This is a genomic window from Escherichia sp. MOD1-EC6842 (genome assembly GCF_002965705.1).
In the GTDB taxonomy this organism is placed as follows: Bacteria; Pseudomonadota; Gammaproteobacteria; order Enterobacterales; family Enterobacteriaceae; genus Escherichia; species Escherichia ruysiae.
Genome location: NZ_PTRF01000004.1, coordinates 175978 through 199084 on the forward strand (window position 1 = coordinate 175978; position 23107 = coordinate 199084).

Annotated in this window: 16 protein-coding genes and 2 pseudogenes; 6 read left to right on the plus strand and 12 right to left on the minus strand. The window is 52.7% G+C overall.

The window, feature by feature from the left end; translation table 11 throughout:
* The first annotated feature begins 4 nt into the window (after nt 1–4).
* Together gatD and A7Z29_RS06685 are read left to right on the plus strand one after the other, a co-directional pair.
* Nucleotides 5–1045, plus strand: coding sequence for a galactitol-1-phosphate 5-dehydrogenase (gene gatD, locus A7Z29_RS06680; RefSeq protein ID WP_105289977.1), 1041 nt, complete (start codon nt 5–7; stop codon nt 1043–1045).
* A 105-nt stretch (nt 1046–1150) separates the two neighbouring features.
* Nucleotides 1151–1924: a DeoR/GlpR family DNA-binding transcription regulator gene (locus A7Z29_RS06685; RefSeq protein WP_198599417.1), complete on the plus strand. Its 774-nt coding sequence runs from the start codon at nt 1151–1153 to the stop codon at nt 1922–1924.
* A gap of 102 nt (nt 1925–2026) precedes the next feature.
* Here A7Z29_RS06685 and A7Z29_RS06690 read toward each other — a convergent pair whose 3' ends face one another.
* Nucleotides 2027–2968, minus strand: a complete 942-nt coding sequence (locus tag A7Z29_RS06690) for a sugar-binding transcriptional regulator (RefSeq protein WP_105289979.1) — start codon at nt 2966–2968, stop codon at nt 2027–2029.
* Between the two features lie 208 nt (nt 2969–3176).
* Here A7Z29_RS06690 and dalD point away from each other — a divergent pair, with 208 nt between their 5' ends.
* From dalD to A7Z29_RS06710, 4 genes are all read left to right on the plus strand, one after another.
* Nucleotides 3177–4544, plus strand: coding sequence for a D-arabinitol 4-dehydrogenase (gene dalD / locus A7Z29_RS06695; protein ID WP_001003647.1), 1368 nt, complete (start codon nt 3177–3179; stop codon nt 4542–4544).
* A 13-nt stretch (nt 4545–4557) separates the two neighbouring features.
* Nucleotides 4558–6021, plus strand: a complete 1464-nt coding sequence (gene xylB / locus A7Z29_RS06700) for a xylulokinase (protein WP_000280577.1) — start codon at nt 4558–4560, stop codon at nt 6019–6021.
* A gap of 68 nt (nt 6022–6089) precedes the next feature.
* Nucleotides 6090–7367 (plus strand): RbtT/DalT/CsbX family MFS transporter, encoded by a 1278-nt coding sequence (locus tag A7Z29_RS06705; RefSeq protein ID WP_000060036.1) that lies wholly within the window; start codon nt 6090–6092, stop codon nt 7365–7367.
* Between the two features lie 43 nt (nt 7368–7410).
* The gene (locus A7Z29_RS06710) at nt 7411–8058 is read left to right on the plus strand and encodes an HAD family hydrolase (protein WP_000481299.1); all 648 of its coding nucleotides are present in this window, start codon (nt 7411–7413) and stop codon (nt 8056–8058) included.
* Nucleotides 8059–8130: 72 nt separating this feature from the next.
* Here A7Z29_RS06710 and yegS read toward each other — a convergent pair whose 3' ends face one another.
* The 11 genes and pseudogenes from yegS to mdtA all read right to left on the minus strand — a co-directional run bounded on the left by yegS (nt 8131) and on the right by mdtA (nt 23099).
* Nucleotides 8131–9030 (minus strand): lipid kinase YegS, encoded by a 900-nt coding sequence (gene yegS / locus A7Z29_RS06715; protein ID WP_105289980.1) that lies wholly within the window; start codon nt 9028–9030, stop codon nt 8131–8133.
* A gap of 257 nt (nt 9031–9287) precedes the next feature.
* Entirely contained in the window at nt 9288–10649 is a 1362-nt protein-coding gene (gene trhP, locus A7Z29_RS06720; RefSeq protein WP_000476029.1) for a prephenate-dependent tRNA uridine(34) hydroxylase TrhP, read from the minus strand.
* A gap of 102 nt (nt 10650–10751) precedes the next feature.
* A pseudogene (locus A7Z29_RS06725) lies at nt 10752–11000 on the minus strand (type II toxin-antitoxin system RelE/ParE family toxin).
* 49 nt (nt 11001–11049) lie between these two features.
* Nucleotides 11050–11347 (minus strand): annotated as a pseudogene (locus A7Z29_RS06730) (type II toxin-antitoxin system ParD family antitoxin).
* 209 nt (nt 11348–11556) lie between these two features.
* Nucleotides 11557–11889 (minus strand): YegP family protein, encoded by a 333-nt coding sequence (locus tag A7Z29_RS06735; protein ID WP_000929406.1) that lies wholly within the window; start codon nt 11887–11889, stop codon nt 11557–11559.
* A gap of 227 nt (nt 11890–12116) precedes the next feature.
* The gene (gene baeR, locus A7Z29_RS06740) at nt 12117–12839 is read right to left on the minus strand and encodes an envelope stress response regulator BaeR (RefSeq protein WP_000137883.1); all 723 of its coding nucleotides are present in this window, start codon (nt 12837–12839) and stop codon (nt 12117–12119) included.
* A complete protein-coding gene (gene baeS / locus A7Z29_RS06745) occupies nt 12836–14239 on the minus strand; it encodes an envelope stress sensor histidine kinase BaeS (protein WP_000675167.1) in 1404 nt (467 codons plus the stop codon). The genes baeR and baeS overlap by 4 nt, the downstream gene beginning before the upstream one ends.
* The gene (gene mdtD / locus A7Z29_RS06750; protein WP_105280174.1) at nt 14236–15651 is read right to left on the minus strand and encodes an MFS transporter; all 1416 of its coding nucleotides are present in this window, start codon (nt 15649–15651) and stop codon (nt 14236–14238) included. Before mdtD ends, baeS begins: the two co-directional genes overlap by 4 nt.
* Entirely contained in the window at nt 15652–18729 is a 3078-nt protein-coding gene (gene mdtC, locus A7Z29_RS06755; protein WP_105289981.1) for a multidrug efflux RND transporter permease subunit MdtC, read from the minus strand.
* Entirely contained in the window at nt 18730–21852 is a 3123-nt protein-coding gene (gene mdtB / locus A7Z29_RS06760; protein ID WP_105289982.1) for a multidrug efflux RND transporter permease subunit MdtB, read from the minus strand.
* The gene (gene mdtA / locus A7Z29_RS06765) at nt 21852–23099 is read right to left on the minus strand and encodes a multidrug efflux RND transporter subunit MdtA (RefSeq protein WP_000655413.1); all 1248 of its coding nucleotides are present in this window, start codon (nt 23097–23099) and stop codon (nt 21852–21854) included. Before mdtA ends, mdtB begins: the two co-directional genes overlap by 1 nt.
* Nucleotides 23100–23107 lie beyond the last annotated feature (8 nt).

Here is a 23107-nt window from a genome sequence, read left to right on the forward strand (position 1 = left end):
TTTTATGAAATCAGTTGTTAATGATACTGATGGTATTGTCCGCGTGGAAGAGCACGAGTTACCCGAAATTCATCATCAGGATGATGTGCGAATTAAAATTTCCAGTTCGGGATTATGTGGTTCCGATTTGCCCCGGATATTTAAAAATGGTGCACATTATTACCCCATAACATTAGGGCATGAATTTAGTGGTTTTGTTGATGCTGTGGGGAGTGGGGTAAATGATTTACAACCTGGCGATGCGGTCGCCTGTGTGCCGTTATTACCCTGTTTTCAATGTCCGGAATGTCTGAAAGGCTTTTATTCCCAGTGTGCGAAATATGATTTTATTGGATCACGGCGCAACGGGGGATTGACAGAATATATTGTGGTGAATCGAAAAAATGTCTTCGCACTACCGGAGGAAATGCCGATTCAGGATGGCGCTTTTATTGAACCAATTACCGTCGGCCTGCACGCTTTCCATTTGGCGCAAGGCTGTGAAAATAAAAACGTCATTATTATTGGTGCCGGAACTATCGGCCTGCTGGCGATCCAGTGCGCCAGTGCGCTGGGGGCGAAGAGTGTGACGGCTATCGACATTAGCCCAGAAAAACTGGCACTGGCAAAATCCTTTGGTGCCACGCAAACATTTAACAGCAGTGAAATGAGTGCGCCACATATGCAGGCTGTTTTACGCGAACTGCGTTTTAATCAGCTTATCCTTGAGACGGCTGGCGTACCGCAAACTGTCGAACTGGCGGTAGAGATTGCCGGGCCTCATGCACAACTGGCGTTGGTGGGCACGTTGCATCAGGATCTGCATTTAACGTCGGCGACGTTTGGCAAAATATTGCGTAAAGAGCTGACGGTTATCGGCAGTTGGATGAACTACTCCAGCCCGTGGCCTGGGCAGGAGTGGGAAACAGCGAGCCGGTTGCTGGCAGAACGTAAGTTAAGCCTGGAGCCATTAATCGCTCACCGTGGCGGTTTTGAAAGCTTCGCTCAGGCGGTGCGTGACATCGCTCGCAATACCATGCCGGGTAAGGTGCTACTCATTCCCTGAAACCGTGGGCCAGCGTGATGCTGGCTCACCGTTGTGAAAAACAGATCATTCACCAATGCCCCCCCTTCGTTTACACTATGCGCAATTGAATATGGGTAAATGACGATGAATTCATTCGAGCGAAGGAATAAGATCATCCAATTAGTGAATGAACAGGGAACCGTGCTTGTTCAGGATCTGGCGGGAATATTTGCTGCCTCGGAAGCGACAATCCGTGCCGATTTGCGCTTTCTCGAACAAAAAGGCGTGGTCACGCGCTTTCATGGTGGTGCGGCGAAAATAATGTCCGGCAATAGCGAAACCGAGACACAGGAAGTAGGATTTAAAGATCGCTTTCAGCTCGCCAGTGCGCCGAAAAACAGAATTGCACAGGCAGCAGTAAAAATGATCCACGAAGGGATGACCGTTATTCTCGACAGCGGAAGTACGACAATGCTTATCGCCGAAGGATTAATGACTGCCAAAAATATCACGGTGATTACCAACAGTCTCCCGGCGGCATTTGCCCTTTCTGAAAATAAAGATATTACGCTGGTGGTTTGTGGTGGCACGGTACGCCATAAAACGCGCTCGATGCATGGTTCCATTGCCGAGCGTTCATTGCAGGATATTAATGCCGATTTAATGTTTGTCGGCGCTGACGGTATCGATGCGGTAAATGGCATTACCACCTTTAATGAAGGTTATTCGATTGGCGGTGCTATGGTCACCGCAGCAAATAAAGTGGTTGCTGTACTGGACTCAACGAAATTCAACCGCCGTGGATTTAATCAGGTACTGCCAATCGAAAAAATTGACATTATTATTACTGATGATGCCGTGTCAGAGGTGGATAAACTGGCATTGCAGAATACACGGGTGAAATTAATTACGGTGTAGAGCAAAGCGAATAAGGTGATCATTCAGTTTATAAAAATCCCGATAACCTGTGCTATCGGGATTTATTTCGCAAGCAGAAGATGAAATAGTTCCAGGCGGGGGCTAGCGAGTCAATAACCAACGTGCGGTGTGTTCATCGGTCACCAGGCCGTTGATCCATCCGCCTTTTAACGCCGCGAGAATTGCCGGGCGTTTATCTTCACCGCAGGCGGCGGCGATGCGCGGGCACTGACTTTCGCGGATATCGTAGCTGGTGATCATCCGGTTAATATGGTTTTCCACCACGTTGCCGTCGGCGTCGATAAAGCGCCCGAGAATTTCCCCAACGCCGCCGAGCATCGTTAACTCTTCCAGTTGCTGTTCATTGATAAAGCCATCTTTGAAGATCGGGCTTTGCCGACCTAATGCGCCAATACCGACAAAAATGACATCGGAATTACAGGCGACCGCAGAGACATTGCGAAACAGTCGGTTGGTTGACCACATTTGATGCTCTTCCCGCGATTGGGCATAGCGCGGGGCAGGCCATTGATAATATTTGCCCTGAATCTTTCTCGCCAGCAGTAGTGGTACATCGTCGTAATAGTTACATTGTCCGTGTTCGTTCATGGCGCTGATCAGGGCAACACAACGGGTGTTTTGGCTATCAAAATCAATCCGTCTGATGGTTTTCTTTAGGGTTAAGCCAGAACCGATACCGACAATAGTCGGTTTATCACCTTGTAAATAACGCGCCATCAGTTGATAACAGCCAAATGCCACGCTATCGAGGGTACTATCAACACTGTATACCGGCACAATATTACAGTCGGTTAAATGGTACTTTTCCTTTAAAAGTTGCGCGTAATCGAGACAATTCGCCACAGGATGATGCAATCCAATCGACACAATCCCTTCGTCTTTAGCGGCGGCAATGAGCCGCTGGACTACCGGACGAGAAGTTCCTAACTGACTGGCGATTTCGCTTTGGTTAAGTCCGGCGATGTAATACATCCATGCTGCTCGTACTTTTTGATCGAGCCTGATGTCATCTTCTTTGTTCACGTTTCCCTGCCTCAAGATTGCGTGTGGGATAGAGAAAATCCCACAACAGATAGCGTCATTCTGGCGACAGCTCTGCCGTGAGGCAAGTTTTTACCTGCATCTGGTCATTTGTAATTTTAAAGATCATTTGCTCTTTTGTGATCTAACGCTCTTATTTAAGCTAAATGTTCATTTACAGTGCAGCCATAACGTCAATGGAGAACAGACAATGAACGAAAAATACACATGGCTGCATATCGGTTTAGGTTCTTTCCACCGCGCACACCAGGCGTGGTATCTGCATCGCCTGTTGGTGGCGGGGGATACTCGCTGGAGTATCGCGGCGGGCAATATTCGTAACGATGCCGAACACGTTGTGCAGGCGTTGATGGCGCAAAAAGGCCGCTATGTTCTGGAAACGGTTAGCCCGGAAGGGGAGAACGAATATGAAGAGATCACCTCAATTCAGAAATTGTTGCCCTGGCAGGCCGACTTACAACCGCTGATTACCGAAGGCGCTGACCCGAAAACCAAAGTGATTGCCTTTACGGTGACTGAGGGGGGCTACTACCTCAATACCAGCCATAAGCTGGAAGTTACAAACTCTGATTTAGCTGCCGACCTCAAGGGGGAATGCAAAACCATTTATGGTGTTGTTACCCGCATTCTTGAAGCTCGTATGGCAAATAACGCCGGATCGCTGACCCTGCTGAACTGCGATAACGTGCGGCATAACGGCGAGCGTTTCCATGATGGCCTGGTGGAGTTCTTACAACTTACGGGTAAACAGACCGTTATCGACTGGTTAAGCGCCAATGCGACCTGCCCGAATACCATGGTGGATCGTATTACGCCACGCCCGTCGGCAGAACTTCCGGCACGTATCAAAGCGCAAACCGGGATGAGTGATAAAGCCCCGGTCATGGGCGAAACCTTTATCCAGTGGGTAGTGGAAGATAATTTCCGCGATGTACGTCCGGCGCTGGAGAATGTCGGCGTGGAGCTGGTGGAGTCGGTTATTCCTTATGAAGAAGCGAAAATTCGTATTCTTAACTCTTCTCATAGCTGTATCGCCTGGGCAGGTACTCTGGTTGGTCAGAAATATATCCACGAAAGTACGCTGACTGATTTTATTTATCAGATTGCCGATCGCTACGTAACGGAGGATGTCATACCTTGCCTGGGTGACAACGGCATTGATCTTGCGACTTATCGTGATGTGGTGCTCAGACGTTTTACCAATCCACATATTCAGGACACCAACCAGCGCGTTGCCGCCGATGGCTTCTCAAAAATTCCGGCGATGATTGCGCCTACTCTGCGCGAATGTTACCAGCGCGGTGTCCGTCCGAACGCTACCGCCATGTTACCGGCACTGTTCTATGTGTTTATGCAGCAGTGGCATCTCGGCAAACTTCCGTATGAATACCAGGACGGGATTCTTGATGCGCCTGCGGTACATGCGATGTTCGAATCCGCCGACCCGATAGCCGTTTATGCCAGTGACAAGGCGCTGTTCGGCGATTTAACCGACCGTGCCGATTTTGCCGCGCTGCTGCGCGAAAAAATTGCTGACGTCTACACGCTGATTAATTAACCTGGAGGCGGTTATGTATCTGGGCATCGATCTGGGAACATCGGAAGTTAAGGCGCTGGTCATTGATGAAAATAATGAAATAGTCGCCACACATAGCGCGCCACTGACTATTCAGCGGCCCCATCCACACTGGTCAGAACAATCGCCGCAGGCCTGGTGGGAGGCGACGGAATATCTGATGTCAACGCTACGGGAAAAATGCGGTCATCACTGGCAGGCGATTAAAGCGATTGGCCTTTCTGGCCAGATGCACGGCGCAGTGCTGCTGGATGCTACCGGGGAGGCGATTCGTCCGGCGATTTTATGGAACGATACCCGCAGTGCACTTGAGTGTGCGGAGCTGGAAGAGATAGCACCGGAGCTGCATCAGGTGGCTGGCAATCTGGCGATGCCCGGATTTACTGCGCCGAAACTGTTGTGGGTACGGCGCCATGAACCGCAGCACTTTGCGCGTATTGCGACGGTGTTACTGCCGAAAGACTACTTGCGTTTCAAAATGACCGGCAAAAAAATCTCCGATATGTCGGATTCGGCGGGCACGTTGTGGCTCGACGTGGCAAAACGTGACTGGTCAGACACGCTGTTGCAAAAGTGCGGCCTGACGCGGGCAAATATGCCGGAACTGGTGGAAGGTTGTGATGTCTCTGCCACGCTCGATCCGCGCGTAGCCGAACGCTGGGGGCTGACGCCTTCGGTGGTGGTGGCAGGCGGCGGAGGGGATAACGCGGTCAGCGCCATCGGTGTGGGCGCAGTATCTCCCGGCGATGCGTTTATTTCTCTGGGGACATCGGGCGTTCTGTTTGTGGTGACTGATGCTTATCGTCCGGCACCGCAATCAGCCGTTCACGCATTTTGCCATGTGCTGCCGAATTTATGGCATCAGATGAGCGTTATGCTTAGCGCCGCCAGTTGTTTGCAATGGTTTTGCCGTCTGGTGGGCGTTACCGAAACAGAATTACTCGAAGAGATAGCCCAGCTTTCACCAGCAGAAAAAGCCAGTGCCCCGATGTTTCTGCCATATCTTTCCGGAGAACGGACACCACATAACGATCCTGATGCCAGAGGGATGTTCTGGGGGCTGACCCATTCCAGCCAGCGGGCACTGATGGGCTATGCCGTACTGGAAGGCGTGAGTTTTGGTATCGCTGACGGGCTGCGTGTTTTGCAAGAGAGTGGAACGGCTATTGAACAATGTTCGCTGGTGGGAGGCGGGGCGAGAAGTCCGTTCTGGGCGCAACTGCTGGCGGATATTCTCAACATGCCGGTGGTAACGCATAAAGGTGGGGAAACCGGTGGCGCGCTTGGCGCGGCGCGTCTGGCTTGTCTCGCCGCCGGTAAACCGCTGGCGGCGGTCTGCGAAAAACCGGAAGTCTACCAAACCTGGCACGGCGATGCTGAACGTCATCAGGCTTTGATGCAACGTTATCAACAATTTAACTCGCTATATAGCAACGATCTTAACTATCGCAACCAATAACAACTGTCATTAATGCTCTCCGGTGGTGACGCCGGAGCGGCGTTTTGTACCCTACAAACGAGGTCACTATGTCGTTAACGAATAAACAATGGCTGGGATTACCTTTAAATCTGGTCTGGGGATATATTGCCATTGCTATCTTTATGACCGGCGATGGTTTTGAACTGGCATTCCTCTCGCACTATATTAAGGCGCTGGGCTTTACGCCTGCACAAGCCTCATTTGCTTTTACGCTGTATGGCCTGGCGGCGGCGCTCTCTGCATGGGTATCCGGCGTGGTGGCGGAAATTATCACGCCGCAAAAAACCATGTTCATCGGTTTTGTGCTGTGGTGTATTTTCCATGTGCTGTTTCTGGTCTTCGGTCTGGGGCAGGCGAACTATGCATTAATTCTGCTGTTCTACGGCATTCGTGGTCTGGCATATCCTCTCTTCCTTTACGCCTTTATCGTTGCCGTTGTGCATAACGTGCGCAGCGACAGTACCAGTGCCGCGCTGGGCTGGTTCTGGGCCGTTTATTCCATTGGTATTGGTGTTTTCGGTAGTTACATTCCCAGCTTTACCATCCCGGTTATCGGCGAAATGGGTACTCTATGGTTGGCGCTGGCGTTTTGCGTAACTGGCGGTATTCTTGCGCTGGTTTCAATGCGTAAAATCCAGACTCCGCATCATATGCAAGCTCTGACGACTAAAGAGAAGTTCAGCGAGCTTGGCCGTGCTGTCACCTTGCTCTATACCAACCGCAATATTTTGCTCTCCAGTATTGTGCGAATTATCAATACATTGTCACTGTTTGGCTTTGCGGTGATTATGCCGATGATGTTTGTCGATGAGCTGGGCTTTACCACGTCCGAGTGGCTACAGGTGTGGGCGGTCTTCTTCTTCACGACGATTTTCACCAACATTTTCTGGGGCGTACTGGCAGAGAAAATTGGCTGGATGAAAGTTGTTCGCTGGTTCGGCTGTGTGGGAATGGCGCTTTCCAGTCTGGCTTTCTACTACATGCCGCAATACTTCGGGCATAACTACTGGATGGCAATGGTGCCCGCCGTTGCGCTGGGGATCTTTGTTGCAGCGTTCGTGCCGATGGCGGCGGTTTTCCCGGCGCTGGAGCCAAAACACAAAGGCGCGGCGATTTCGGTTTATAACCTTTCTGCCGGTCTGTCTAACTTTTTGGCCCCTGCGATAGCGGTGGTGCTGTTACCTTATTTCAGTACAATTGGTGTGGTTATCGCTTATACAACCCTGTACATCATCGCGTTTATCATTTGTCCGTTTATTCGCGTCGAACAACCGGGATTCTCAAACCAGCAAGTCTGTGAAGGTGAACCCGCCGTTATTTCCTGATGGAGGCAGCCTGGTGTAAGGCCAGGCTTTATTGTGAGGAACGATGTTTAATTGCAAAGCAGTCATTTTTGATATGGACGGCGTCATTATTGATTCGGAAGGATTATGGCGTCAGGCGCAACAAGGGGCGCTGGCACGATGGGGTGCCAGCGTTAGCGATGAAGAGTGTATCAGGCTGACGAAAGGGAAAAGGCTTGATGAGATAGCCCGAACCTGGTGCGAATACTGTCATCTGTCTGTTACGCCCACGCAACTGGAGGCGGAGATCCGTCGCCTGATTACTGCATTAATTGCTGAAAAAGGGGAAGCTATGCCGGGGGTAAAGGATGTGCTCACCTTTTTATGCCAGTCAGGATACCAACTGGCACTGGCGACCTCTTCATCTTATCAGGTGATTGATGCGGTGCTGACAAAACTCAAAATCGAACACTGTTTTTCGGTGATTTGCAGTGCCGACGACGAAAGCCACGGCAAACCACATCCGGCAGTTTACCTCTCCGCACTACGAAAATTACGCCTGCCCGCCGCAGATTGTCTGGTTATAGAAGATAGCCTGAGTGGTTTTAAAGCTGCACAGGCAGCGGGAATTAAAACGGTTGTTGTAGCCGAGGATTTTCAACAGCCGTGCTTTAACTCTGCGGTAGCCAGGTATGCATCACTTGAGCAGTTACTGGAAACGGTGGCCGCATGAAAAAATTGCGAGCGCAGAAGAATCCTGGGATGATGCCGGTCTGCGGATCCTGCTTCTGCGCTTGCTTTGTACTTACCTTAACAGCGGGCAATCTGGTGGTAGCCGGCAACGCAATGCTGCCGGAAGTATTTCGATATGAAAACGTTGTCCGCTTAACGGTTCGCCATCAAGATTAAAGGTGATTTCATGCGGCGCTTGTATCTCGAACCATGCCGAAGCGCCATCAATAATATTCGGGTTTTCTTCGTCAGGTTTTAAGGTTGAGAAGAGAGCTGGAAGAATTTCATCGCCGGTGAAAATACGCAGTTGTAGCAAACCATCATTGATCAGCGCATTTGGGCACAGTTGTTGACCGCCACCGGCTTGACGCCCGTTGCCAATACCAATAACCAGCGCATCGCCTTGCCAGTGAAAATTTTCACCACGGATTTCACAGCGATCCGGTTGCAGCGTATCCATGCGCATTAAGCCGTGAATGATGTAAGAGACGCCACCTAGCGCGGCTTTTAATTTCTCGGGTGTTTCCGTGGTGATGCGCGTACCAAATCCGCCCGTCGCCATGTTGATAAAACAGGTTTGTTTGTTGACCTGTGCCATATCAATCGCAATAGCGTTACCAGCAATTGCCAGTTTAAGTGCCTTATCCAGCGCCTCAGGAATACCCACACTGGTGGCAAAATCGTTCGCTGTACCTAGCGGCAATATCCCCAACGCAGGAATTTCATTGCCCTCACACTGAATCAACGCCGTGGAGACTTCATTAATAGTGCCATCGCCACCGCCGGCAATCACCGTTGCCACGCCAAGCTGGCGGGCTTCCTCAACAAAACGCGCAGCATCACCTTTCTCCCAGGTAACCCGCACATGAATAGTCATTCCTTCCTCACGCAGCAGCATAATTGCTTCGCGTAATGTTTCATTGTCAGCACTTTTGCCGTTAAGAATCAGTAAGCTGGCGGGAAAATCTGCCATGGTCGTATGCCTTTATGATTGGTCTGTAGATAGTGTAGAGCAGAAAAGAAAAGGCGGTGTCAGAACAGGATGAAAGTCGTGGTACAAAAAAATAAGCCCGTGTAAGGGAGATTACACAGGCTAAGGAGGTGGTTCCTGGTACAGCTAGCATTTTATGGGTTATGTTTTTCAGCGAAACGGATGATAACCTTAATAAATGCAGCTGTATGTGATCGGTTTCTAAGAATTTTCCATCCGGGAAAAATAATCGAAATTAATCACTTACCGTGCGGGTTACGCGTGGTTTCACCAGAGAAATTACGCATCAGCAGTGCGTAATTGAGCTCAAGATCCTGCGGAACCGGGAGCCACACGGTATAACCATCGCCAGGTGCAACCGGCATCGCTTCACCTTTGGCATTTTCCATATGCTCAAGGGTAAAGTTGATGTTGCCCTGTGGCGTCATCAGTTCAAGGCTGTCGCCAACGGAGAACTTATTTTTCACCGCTACCGCCGCGAGATCGCCTTTGCGCTCACCGGTAAACTCCCCAACAAACTGCTGGCGGTCAGAAACGGAATAACCGTATTCGTAGTTCTGATAATCGTCGTGAGTATGACGACGCAGGAAACCTTCGGTGTAACCACGATGCGCCAGACCTTCCAGAGTTTCCAGCAGGCTGGTATCGAACGGTTTTCCTGCGGCTGCGTCATCAATCGCTTTACGATAAACCTGCGCGGTGCGTGCGCAATAATAGAAAGATTTGGTACGGCCTTCGATTTTCAGCGAATGCACGCCCATTTTAGTCAGACGTTCAACGTGGGCGATAGCGCGCAGATCTTTCGAGTTCATGATGTAAGTGCCGTGTTCATCTTCAAACGCGGTCATATACTCGCCCGGGCGCTGGGCTTCTTCAATCATAAACACTTTGTCAGTTGGCGCGCCGATACCCAGCGTCGGTTCGACGTTTTGCACCGGAATCGGCTCGTATTTGTGTACGATGTTGCCGACGTCATCTTCTTTGCCTTCCTGGACGTTGTACTCCCAGCGACAGGCGTTAGTGCAGGTGCCCTGATTCGGATCGCGCTTGTTGATGTAGCCAGAGAGCAGGCAGCGACCAGAGTAGGCCATGCACAGCGCGCCGTGAACGAAAATTTCGAGTTCCATATCCGGCACCTGATTGCGGATCTCTTCGATCTCTTCCAGCGACAGTTCGCGGGAGAGGATCACGCGAGTCAGGCCCATTTGCTGCCAGAATTTTACCGTCGCCCAGTTTACGGCGTTGGCCTGCACCGAAAGGTGGATCGGCATTTCAGGGAAGTGCTCACGCACCAGCATAATCAGCCCCGGATCGGACATAATCAGCGCATCCGGCCCCATTTCCACTACCGGTTTCAGGTCACGGATAAAGGTTTTCAGCTTAGCGTTATGCGGCGCAATGTTGACCACGACATAAAACTTTTTCCCCAGCGCATGGGCTTCATTGATGCCGAGCTGAAGATTTTCGTGGTTGAATTCGTTGTTGCGCACACGCAGGGAATAACGCGGTTGTCCCGCATAAACAGCATCTGCGCCATAAGCGAAAGCGTAACGCATATTTTTCAGCGTTCCCGCCGGGGAAAGGAGTTCCGGTTTAAACATAATTCTCTCGTTCTGATGACAGGTCAGAACCGCTTCACCTGATGAAGCGGTTAGGGGAGTGTCCCCACTTTAAGGGCGGGCATTGTAGCGCAATCGGCGGGTTTAGCTCCAGTGTAAATGTCTGGTAGCGTCCTGGTTTTGGTTAAGGATACGAGTGACGATAATTTCCCCTAGTGATTACAGGAAATAAATAACGTGGTGTTCAAAAGGAAGAACAAAAATGCCTTCGCCTAATTCAGGTCTGGGAGTACCAATATTATTGTTACTCAGAATCTGGAGAACGTCTGAAAGATGTTCAACATATTTGTCGGCTTGTGGTTCGCCGAAATGGTGATAACTGTAATACCAGATGCCTTCTCAATCCTCGTTGGCTTTTGGCATGAGCTTAATAATACGCACATTATTTCCTTATCCCTGCTTTCACCTTCCGTAAAAACGCATCCTTTTCCCACGGCTGAGCTTCACCACTATTCAACCCTTCTGCAAGCATGTCACGTAACGCTTGCAGGCGAGACTCTGCTTGTTTTTCTCGAAGCAAGCGCAGTGACTCACGGATCACTTCGCTTTGGGTGCGATAGTCGCCGGATTCAATTAAGGACTCGATAAATTCACGCAACTCATCGCCGAGATCAACCGTCATCGTTCTGGCCATGTTTATGCTCTCTTGTAAGTAAAAATCTTACGTCAGTGTATGTCATAAACCGGATAGCGCCACGAAAAGTATTAGAAGATATTTTGCTATATGAACATGTTCAGGAGGATAAGGATGGGGAGTGTTAAACAAAGAGAGGAGAATGAGTGCTTGCCTGTGCCTACTATTTTAATGGCGCAGATTAATCTTAATCATCAATAAATAAGTGTTTATTAGAAATAAAGCCGGACGCGTTATCCGCGCCCGGCTTAACTATTAAGTATTGTCTTTCACCTTCTGACTTGCGCCATTGGTTTTTACAGAAGCAATTCCGACTTCGCGTGATTGAGCGGTGGCATACATCTGGCTGGAACCGATTATCTGATGATTGCCAGCTTTCAGATTGAAATAAAATTTGCCGTTGCTCGCTGTTTTTTTCTCATAGCGTTCGTCCTGCGGGCTGTTGCTTTGCACCGAGGCAATGCCCTTTTCCGCAGCGGCTTTTGAGGTATACAGTTCGCTGGTGAGAATGATCTCGCCATTGCCCGCTTTTAGCACAAACCGGAACTGATTTTCACTGCTCTTATTGAGTTCAAACCAACCAGCCATAATGACTCCTTGATTGAAATTGCGTATCGAAAACAGTATGTAACGATTTAAGTATGGGTGATATTCAGTTGACTGCCAATCAGGGGAATACCCTCTAAAGGGTGGGGGAGATTACTGATAAATATGCAGGAATCTGAATGCGGATACGGTGTTATCCCTCTCCTTTCAGAGAGGGGCATGACGGGTTAATAAACAGGAAATTTTGCCCTCGCCAGGGCAACGATACATTAAACGATACGACAGGCGTCAGCTTCCCAGCGGTAACCGACACCGTAAACGGCACGGATAAATGACTGCTCTTCGTCCAGCGACTCCAGTTTACGGCGCAGGTTTTTAATGTGGCTGTCGATGGTGCGGTCGGTTACCACGCGGTAATCGTCATAAAGATGATTGAGTAATTGCTCGCGGGAGAATACTTTTCCCGGTTCATGGGAGAGGGTTTTCAAAAGACGAAATTCTGCAGGCGTCAGATCAAGCATTTTGCCACGCCATGAAGCCTGAAAACGACCTTCGTCGATAATCAACGGGCTTTCGGCATCCTGTTGCTGCAACTCGCGCTGCGGTTTGCAGCGGCGCAAAATGGTCTTAACACGCGCCACCACTTCCCGTGGGCTGTACGGTTTGCAGATATAGTCATCGGCGCCAATCTCCAGCCCCAGCAAACGGTCGATTTCTTCGATTTTTGCCGTAACCATCACGATGGGGACATCGGAAAAACGACGAATTTCCCGGCAAAGTGTCAGACCATCAGTGCCTGGTAGCATCAGATCCAACAGGATCAGATCCGGTGGGGTCTGCCGCACATACGGCAGTACCTGATCACCGTGACTGATAAGGGTCGGCGCATAGCTCGCAGCACGCAGATAATCAATGAGCAACTGCCCCAGCTTCGGTTCATCTTCCACGATCAAAATACGCGGTGTGTTTTCGTCGATTGGTAACTCGGTCATACTTCTCTCTGTAAATCCCGTTCCAGCGGTAACTCTACTGTAATGCTTACCCCGCCAAAAGGCGAATGAGTGGCAACAATGCGACCACTGTGCGCTTCAACAATGTTAAGGCAAATCGCCAGTCCCAGGCCGGAACCGCCGCTGGCACGGTTGCGGGAACCTTCGGTGCGGTAAAAACGCTCAAACAATTTTTGCAGTTGTTCGTCGCTGACGCCCGGCGCACTGTCGGCAAAGGTCAGGCGCACCGTTTTGTCGCGCTGCTCGGCGGAGATTTGCAGGCTGCCGCCGCTGTCGGTGTAACGTAGACTGTTTTCCAGTAAGTTATTGAATAACTGCATTAAACGGTCGCGATCGCCAAATACGGTAATGCTATCCGGTAGGGAAAATTGCAGCTTCAGGCCACGGCTGGCGAAACGTTCACGAAAAGCGCCGCCTGCCACTTCCAGCAGCGGGATCAGATCCACAGGCGCTTTTTGATAGGCGAGAGCACCTTCATCTGACATCGACAGTTGATGCAGGTCATCCACCAGTTTGGTCAGTGTACCGACCTCCGCCTGTAAAGAAGCCACTGTCTCCGGTGTGAACTTACGCACGCCATCCTGAATAGCTTCCAGTTCTCCGCGCAGTACTGCTAAAGGCGTGCGCAGTTCGTGAGAGATATCAGCCATAAAATCGCGGCGCATCTGTTGGTTTTTCTCCAGCGTGCTGGCGAGCTGGTTGAAGTCTTGTGCCAGTTTGCCCAGTTCATCTTCACTGGTGGGCGTCACGCGGGTTGTGAAATCGCCCGCCGCAAGTTTGTGCGTGCCATCCACCAGCCGTTTCACTGGAGCGAGCAAACCGCGCGCCAGTGGGAATGTCGCCAGCGCCGCCAGTAAGGTAGATAAAGCGACAATCAACCAACTGGTTTGCCGCTGTTGTTTATCGAAATTGATATCGGTATTGCGGGTTAACCGTTCAACGGGTGAGGCGATCACCGCGCCAACTTCAACACCATTGACCAGAATAGGGCGCCTTGTACCGTCCGGTGGAATGGGAGAGCGTGGGCCAACCAGCACTTTGTTGTTTTGATCGACCACCCAGAACTGAGTACGCCAGCCGTGTGGCGGCATACCGGGACCCGGTTTGTCTTCATTATTATCATGTTCAAATGAGCGCAGTATCTGAAATACAAAACGATCGTTATTACGCAGAAAGCGCCAGTTACCGTGCTGGGCGTACTGCTCGCCAAGTGCATCTCCGAGCATTTGCAGCCGCTGTTCATTACCATGCTTAATGTAATCGATAAAGCCGCGCTCAAAACTGATCCGTACTGCCCAGTGCATTGTTATCAATAACACAATGCAGGTGGCGAAGATCGCCAGAAACAGTTTGCCGGTAATGCCGGGTCGCCAGAACTTCATTGCGCGCTCCTTTTTCTCCGCGAAATAGCCACGTTTTGATGCGTATCGTTCGGAACTCTGGCAAAGATGAACGCCGGAAGGGCGATGAGAAACGCCATGCTAAGCCAGGTGTACATAAAGACGGTTTGTGTGGTGCCGCTGTCAACGCTGACATGTTGGGAGCCAAAAAGACCCAGCAGCAGCCCGGCGATGGTCACACCGATACTCATCGACAATTGCATAATCATCGACAGCAGGCTGTTGCCGCTGCTCGCCAGATTGTCTGGTAGATCTTTCAGCGTCAGGGTGTTCATGGAGGAGAAACGCGTTGAGTTGACCATTCCTTGTAAAAACAGAACGAATGGCAAAACGTAGTACCAGCCAAGCATCGCGGTGGCCATAAACAGCAATGTGACCAGCGACAGACCCAGCGTGGTTGCCACCAGCACCCGACGATAACCAAAGCGGTTAACCACCTGCACCACAATACGTTTCATTCCCATGCTGCCGAGCACCATGGGGATCATCATCAGTCCGGCATGGAACGGCGAAAAACCGAGGCCGATTTGCAGGAAAACCGGCGTCATAAAGGGCAACATACCGCTGCCAATACGTCCGGCAAAACTTCCCGCCAGACCCAGCGAAAAGGTGCGGGTGCGGAACAGTTTCAGACTGAAAAGGGCGCGGTTGTTATTTCTGGCGTGCAGCAGATAAAGCACCAGTGCCACTACGCCAACCGCCACCAGGCCGACAATCGCCAGCGGCGAAAGTCCTGTGCCTTTACTGCCATCCAGCGCCAGCGTTAACACTGCCATGCCAACCGCCAGCAACAGAAAGCCGGAGAGATCGAAGCGCCGCGTCTGCATGGTGTAGTTTGGCATTAACATTAGCGTGGCGATCGCACCGATAATCCCCACCGGAATGTTGATCAAAAAGATCCAGTGCCACGACGCGTACTCCACCAGCAGGCCTCCCAGTGCCGGACCGAGCAGCGGGCCGACCTGACCGGGCAGCGTGACAAAGGTCATCGCCGCCATATATTGCTCGCGCGGAACAATTTTCATCACCGTTAGCCTGCCGACCGGCACCATCATCGCACCGCCTACGCCCTGTAACGCACGTGCCAGCAACAGTTCATTAAGGGTGCCGGAAAGCGCGCAAAACAGCGAACCGAGGGTAAACAGCACGATAGCGGTAAAGAAAATATTGCGCACGCCGACTTTGTCCGCCAGCCAGCCGCTGGCAGGCAGCATCACCGCCACGGTCAGCACATAAGAGACAATGACCATGTGCATATGCAGCGGGCTTTCCCCCAGGCTTTGCGCCATTGAGGGAAGGGCGGTGTTTACGATGGTGGTGTCCAGCGACTGCATAAAGAAGCCGAAAGCCACAATCCACAATTGCCAGCGGGTGCTGTCAGGAAGATCTGTCATTTACTCGGTTACCGTTTCTTTAGATTTTCGCGAAAAACGCAGCCGCAGACGGTCGAAAAAAAGATACACCACCGGCGTGGTATATAGCGTCAGGAGCTGACTCATTACCAGACCGCCGACAATAGTGATCCCTAATGGTTGACGCAGTTCCGAGCCGTCGCCGCCAGATAACACCAGCGGCAGCGCACCAAACAGCGCCGCCAGGGTAGTCATCATAATCGGACGAAAACGCAGCAGACAGGCCTGGAAAATGGCTTCCTGCGGCGTCAGATTTCCATTCCTTTGAGCTTCGAGCGCAAAATCGACCATCATGATGGCGTTTTTCTTCACAATGCCGATTAATAACATGATCCCTATCAGGGCGATTAGGCTGAACGGGGCATTGAACAGCTCCAGCGCCAGCAGCGCCCCAACGCCCGCCGAGGGTAGGGTGGAGAGAATGGTCAGCGGGTGCACGTAGCTCTCGTACAACATTCCCAGCACGATATAGACCGTGGCGATCGCCGCGATAATCAGGATCACCTGCGAGTTCATCGTCTCCTGGAACACCTGCGCCGTTCCGGCAAAACTGCCGCGCACCGTCGAAGGCACGCCAAGCTGCGTCATCGCACGATCGATTGCCGCACTGGCGTCCGAAAGCGATTTCCCGGTCGGCAGGTTGAACGAGATGGTCGAGGCCGCCGATAATCCCTGATGATTCACCGACAGCGGCGCGTTTGCCGGTTGCCATTTGGCGAAATACGACAACGGGATCGCTTTGCCTTCGTTATTAATGACGAACATTTTTTCCAGCGCGCTGATGTCCTGGGTATAGCGCGGATCCACTTCCATCACCACTTTATACTGGTTCATTGGCTGGTAAATGGTCGAGATTTGCCGCTGACCAAAGGCGTTATTCAGCAGGCTGTTGGCGGCCTGCACATCGATCCCCAGCCGCGCCATCGTGTCGCGATCGTAAACCAGGTTCATCTCCGCGCCGTTATCCTGCTGGTCGGAGTTAACGTCCGCCAGTTCCGGCAACGTTGCCAGTTTTTTGCGGATTTTCGGCTCCCATTCGCGCAGCGCCGCCAGGTCGTCGGATAACAACGTGTACTGGTAGCTGGCGTTCGACTGACGCCCACCAACGCGAATATCCTGCACTGCCATCAGGAACAGATTCGCCCCCGGTTCTTTCGCCAGTTTTACGCGCAGACGGTCGATAATTTGCTGCGCCGTTTCGCTGCGTTCGGCGCGTGGCTTGAGGGTGATAAACATCATCCCGCTGTTCACTCGCGAACCGCCGGTAAATCCGGTGACATTATCCACTGCCGGATCGTCACGGATAATTTTCATGAAATCCTGCAACTTACCGTGCATTGCCTGAAACGAAATGCTCTGATCCGCCTGTATCCCGCCCATCAGCACGCCGGTGTCCTGCTCCGGGAAGAAGGTTTTCGGGATCGAGATATACAGCCAGATATTGAGCGCAATGGTGCCAAGCAGCACCACGCCCACCAGACGGGTGTGATTGAGTACCCATTTCAGCGACTTACCGTAGCCTTGTTGCAGGGCAACCAGCATCCGGCCAAAACCACGTAACCGTGTTTGTTCACGCGGCTTGCTGGCTTTCAGCATCCAGCCGCACATCATCGGCGTTAGCGTCAGAGAAACCAACAGCGAAATGCCAATGGCGACTGAAAGCGTCACGGCAAATTCGCGCAATAAGCGCCCCGGCAATCCACCCATCAACAGTAGCGGCAGGAACACCGCCACCAGTGACAGACTCATCGACAGCACCGTAAAGCCGACTTCGCGAGTACCTTGCAGTGCGGCCTGTAGCGGTTTCATCCCCGCTTCCAGATGACGGGCGATGTTTTCCAGCACCACGATGGCGTCATCCACTACGAAACCAGTAGCAATGGTGAGCGCCATTAACGAAAGATTATTGAGACTGAAACCGCACAGGTACATCGCCGCAAACGTACCAATCAGCGAAACCGGCACCGCAACGGCGGGAATAATGGTGGCGCGACCTGAGCGCAGGAATAAAAAGACCACCAGAATCACCAGCGCCACCGAGATAATCAGCGTTTGCTCGACTTCCTCCAGCGAGGCGCGAATGGTGGGGGAGCGATCCTGGGCAATTTGCAGATCAATCGCCGCCGGAATGGTCTCCTGCAACTCCGGTAATTTTGCCCGGATGCTGTCAACCGTCTGGATAATATTGGCTTCCGGCAGTTTGCGGATCATCAGCAAAATAGCCGGTTTGGCGTTGGTCATCCCGGCGTTGCGCACATCTTGTACAGAGTCGGTCACCGTCGCCACATCGCCCAGACGAACCGCGCCGCCGTTGTTGTAATGAATAATCAGCGGCTGATATTCAGCGGCGGTTTTCAGTTCATCGTTAGTCTGGATCTGCCAGCGGTGAGTACCATCTTCCAGCGCCCCCTGCGGTTTACGCACGTTGGCATTGCTGATGGCGGTGCGCACATCGTCCAGCGATACGCCCTGATTAAACAGCGCCTGCGGATTCAGCCCGACGCGCACGGCGGGCAGCGAGCTGCCGCCGACATCGACATCACCGACGCCGTCGATTTGCGCAATCGTCGGAGCCAGCTGCGTCGAGGCGAAATCGTACAGTTCACCCTGGGAATAAGTATCGGACGTCAGCGTCAGGATCATAATTGGCGCATCCGACGGGTTTGCTTTGCGATAGGTCGGGCGGCTGGGCATCCCGCTGGGCAGCAAACTTTGTGCGGCGTTGATCGCCGCCTGCACATCGCGCGCCGCGCCGTTGATATCCCGGTCAAAATCAAACTGCAAAATAATGCGCGTGCTGCCGAGCGAACTGCTGGAGGTCATTTCACTGACCCCGGCAATACGCCCAAGCGAGCGTTCCAGTGGCGTGGCAACGGAAGACGCCATTGTCTCTGGCGACGCACCGGGCAGCGAGGCGCTGACCATAATCACCGGAAAATCGACCTGCGGCAGCGGGGCGACCGGCAGCATACGGAAGCCCAGTATGCCGCACAGGGTAATGGCAACCGACAGTAAAATCGTCGCCACCGGGCGGTAAATGAAGAGGGCAAAAAACTTCACTTACGCCTCCTCTTCATGACGGGCAAAGCGGCTTTTTGCCCACAATGCCAGACGGTCGAACAGCAGATAAATCACCGGCGTGGTAAACAGTGTCAGCACCTGGCTGACAACCAGACCACCGACCATGCCGATGCCTAACGGACGGCGCAGTTCCGCGCCGACTCCGGTACTTAACATCAGCGGCAGCGCGCCAAGCAGTGCCGCCAGAGTGGTCATCAGGATCGGACGAAAACGCAACAGACAAGCCTGGTAGATTGCATCGCGCGGCGACATGCCTTGCTCACGCTCAGCAGCCAGCGCGAAGTCGATCATCATGATGGCGTTCTTCTTCACGATACCGATCAGCAAAATAATGCCGATAATCGCAATCACATCCAGTTCACTACCGGCAATCAGTAATGCCAGCAATGCGCCCACACCTGCCGTGGGCAGCGTCGAGAGAATGGTGATCGGGTGAATAAAACTTTCGTACAGAATGCCGAGCACGATGTACATCGCCACCACTGCCGCGACAATCAGCCAGACAGTGCTGCCAAGCGCCGACTGGAAGGCGAGGGTGCTGCCCTGGAACTGCGTGGTGATATCCACCGGTAGATTCAGCGTCTTTTCGGTGTCCATAATCGCCTGCACCGCATCGCCCAGCGAATAGTTATCCGGCACGTTAAAGGAGATGGTCGTTACCGGGAACTGATCCAGATGGTTGATGGAGAGCGGCGCAAAACGCTGCTCAATTTTGGCAATTGAGCTTAACGGCACCACGCCGCCGTCGCTGCTGGTCAGGCGAATGGTATCCAGCGCCGCGAGGCCTGGGGTATTTTCGGTGTTGTGTTCCAGCACCACGCGATACTGGTTAGCCTGAGTATAAATAGTGGAAATCAGTCGCTGACCAAACGCGTTGTACAGGGCGTTATCGACATCCGCCATGCTGATCCCCAGACGGCTGGCGCTGTCGCGATCAACATTGACATACGCCACCAGCCCTTTGTCCTGCCAGTCGCTGGAGACATCAGAAAGCTGTGGAAGCTGCTGGAGTTTTTCCATGAGCTGCGGCACCCAGGTACTGAGCGCATCCAGTGACGTGGCCTGCAAGGTAAACTGGTACTGGGTGCGGCTGACCTGAGTATCGATGGTCAGGTCCTGCGTTGGTTGCAGGAAGAGATCGACGCCCGGCACTTTATCCACCGCCGTTTGCAGACGGGCGATGACTTTTTGCACCCGATCATCACGTTCATCCAACGGTTTGAGGTTGATCTGTAAACGCGCACTGTTCAGCGACGGGTTAGTGCCATCAACGCCAACAAATGAGGTCAGGCTTTGCACTGCCGGATCTTGTAAAATCACATCCGCGACCTGGCGTTGCCGCTGGGCCATATTGGCAAAGGAGCTGGATTGCGGTGCCTGCAAGGTGCCCTGAATAATGCCGTTGTCCTGTACCGGGAAGAAACCTTTCGGAATGAACACCCACAGCAGCACGCTAAGCAGCAGCGTGCTGAGCGCCACGCTTAAGGTCAGCCACGGATGATTCAGCACTTTCGCCAGTCCACGACCATAGGCGGCGATTATCCTGTCGAACATTTTCTCCGAGGCACGGGAGAAGCGGTTCTGTTTACGCAACGACTCCTGGCTGAGCATCCGCGCGCACATCATCGGCGTCAGGGTCAGCGACACCACGGCTGAGATCAAAATTGCTACCGCCAGGGTAATGGCAAACTCGCGGAACAGTCGCCCGACGATATCGCCCATAAACAGTAGCGGGATCAGCACTGCAATCAGCGAGAAGGTCAGCGAGATAATGGTAAAACCGATTTCACCTGCGCCTTTGAGCGCCGCCGCCAGCGGTTTTTCGCCTTTTTCGATATAGCGCGAAATGTTCTCGATCACCACGATGGCGTCATCGACCACGAATCCGGTGGCGATAGTTAACGCCATCAGCGTCAGGTTGTTGATCGAAAAATCGAGAAACACCATGACTGCGAAGGTGCCGATTAATGACAGCGGCACCGCAACGCCGGGAATGATGGTCGCCGGAATGTTGCGCAAAAACAGGTAGATAATCATGACTACCAGCGCGATAGCCATCATCAATTCAAACTGAGTATCATCGACGGATGCGCGGATATTGGTGGTGCGATCGGAAAGCACCGTTACTTTTACCGATTTCGGCAAACTTTCGGTGAGTTGTGGCAGCATCTGCCGGATGCTGTCGGCGGTAGAGATAATGTTAGCACCGGGCTGGCGCTGAACATTCATCACTATGGCCTGTTCTTTGTTCGCCCACGCGCCGAGCCAGCTGTTTTCTGCACCTTGCTCTACAGTTGCGACATCGCCCAGACGAATCGGCGCGCCGTTCTGGTAGGCGATGATTAGCTGGCGATACTCTTCTGCGGATTGCATCTGGTCGTTCGCCGACAGCGTGACCGCGCGGGAAGGGCCGTCGAGGCTACCTTTGGCTGAGTTAACGTTAGCGCCAGTAATGGCGGTGCGCACGGTTTCGCTGGTTAGTCCAAGAGCGGCAATCGCCTGGGCGTTAAGTTTGACACGAACAGCCGGACGCTGACCGCCGGAAAGCGTCACCAGCCCGACGCCGGAAATCTGCGAGATTTTCTGCGCGACGCGGGTTTCCACCATATCTTCCACCTGCGTCATCGGCATGGCGGTTGAGGTGACAGCGAGTGTCATGATTGGCGGATCTGCCGGGTTCACTTTGCTGTAAACCGGCGGGTTAGGCAGGTCGCTCGGCAACAGGTTAGTGGCGGCGTTAATCGCGGCCTGCACTTCCTGCTCGGCGACATCCAGCGGTAATGTTAGCTGGAACTGCAAGGTGATAACTGACGCGCCGCCGGAACTCTGCGATGACATCTGTTTCAGGCCAGACATCTGCCCAAACTGGCGTTCGAGCGGCGCGGTAACGGCAGAGGTCATGACATCCGGGCTGGCGCCGGGGTAGAGCGTGACCACCTGAATAGTCGGGTAGTCCACTTCCGGCAGCGCCGAAACGGGCAGGGCGCGATAGCCGATAATCCCGGCGAGTAAGATCGCCACCATCAGCAGCGTGGTGGCGACAGGGCGCATAATAAACAGGCGCGACGGGCCGCCTGTGCTGCTCGGAGGTAACACCTGCATCAGGAGCGCACTCCTTTTTTCGCGTATTCACGGCTGGTGGCTTTCTCTTCCGGCGAGGTGGCGCTCTGGGCTTCCACCACTTCCACTTTCGCTCCTTCAGTCAGGCGATCAATGCCGTCTGTTACTACGCGATCGCCTGCGGAAATACCCGCGCGGATCACCACTTTCTGACTGTCCTGAATGCCCGGCGTCACCAGATGTTTGCTGACTTTGTTTTCGCTATTCAGCACCCAGACAAAATGGCCTTCGTTGCCCATTTGCAGGGCGGCGGTGGGGATCACCACGGCGTTTTGTTCGGTGTCCACTAACATGCGTGCGTTAACAAACTGATTGGGAAACAGCGCATCATCCTGATTATTGAAGCGCGCTTTCACTTTAATGGTGCCAGTAGTGGCATCGATTTGGTTATCGAGACTTAACAGCGTGCCTTCACTTAACTTCTTCGAGTTGGTGCGATCCCAGGCTTCAACAACCAGCGGTTTTCCGGCTTTTTGTGCCTGCACAACGGTGGCGATATCGCTTTCCGGCAGGGTGAAGAGCAAATCGATAGGATGCGTCTGGGTGATCACCACAATCCCGCTGGTATCACCACTGGAGATTTGGTTACCGACATCAACCTGCTTCAGGCCAACGCGACCATCGACTGGCGCAGTAATCCGGCTCCAGTCGAGTTGCAGTTGCGCGCTGGCGACGCTTGCTTCATCAGCCTTAATGGTGCCTTCGGTTTCACTGACCAGCGCCTGTTGGGCATCCAGTTCCTGACGAGATACGAGATTGGTTTTTGCCAGTTGTTGATAACGCGCCAAATCACGGCGCGCGTTGGCAAGTGTGGCTTTATCTTTTGCCAGTTGCCCCTGGGCTTGTGCTAATGCGACTTTGAACTGGCTGGGGTCAATCTCTGCCAGTAAATCGCCTGCTTTGACCTGCTGGCCTTCCTGGAAATGCAACGCCATCAGTTGACCGTCCACGCGGCTGCGCACCGTAACAGTATTAGCGGCGGTAATAGTGCCAAGCCCGGTGAGATAACGTGGAACGGCCTGTTCAATGGCGGTTGCCGCCTGTACTGGTGCTAAAGGGCCGGAACGCATACCACGGCGACCACCCGCTGGCGGCTGCTGTGCTTGTTTCGTCGCACCTGGGGCTGCGCTCTGGGATTCATTGCGGCCTTGCCAGAACCAGAATGCAGCGATGGCGGCGATAACCACCACGATTACGATTACCCAACGGGATTTATAACTGTCTTTCATCGTTAAGA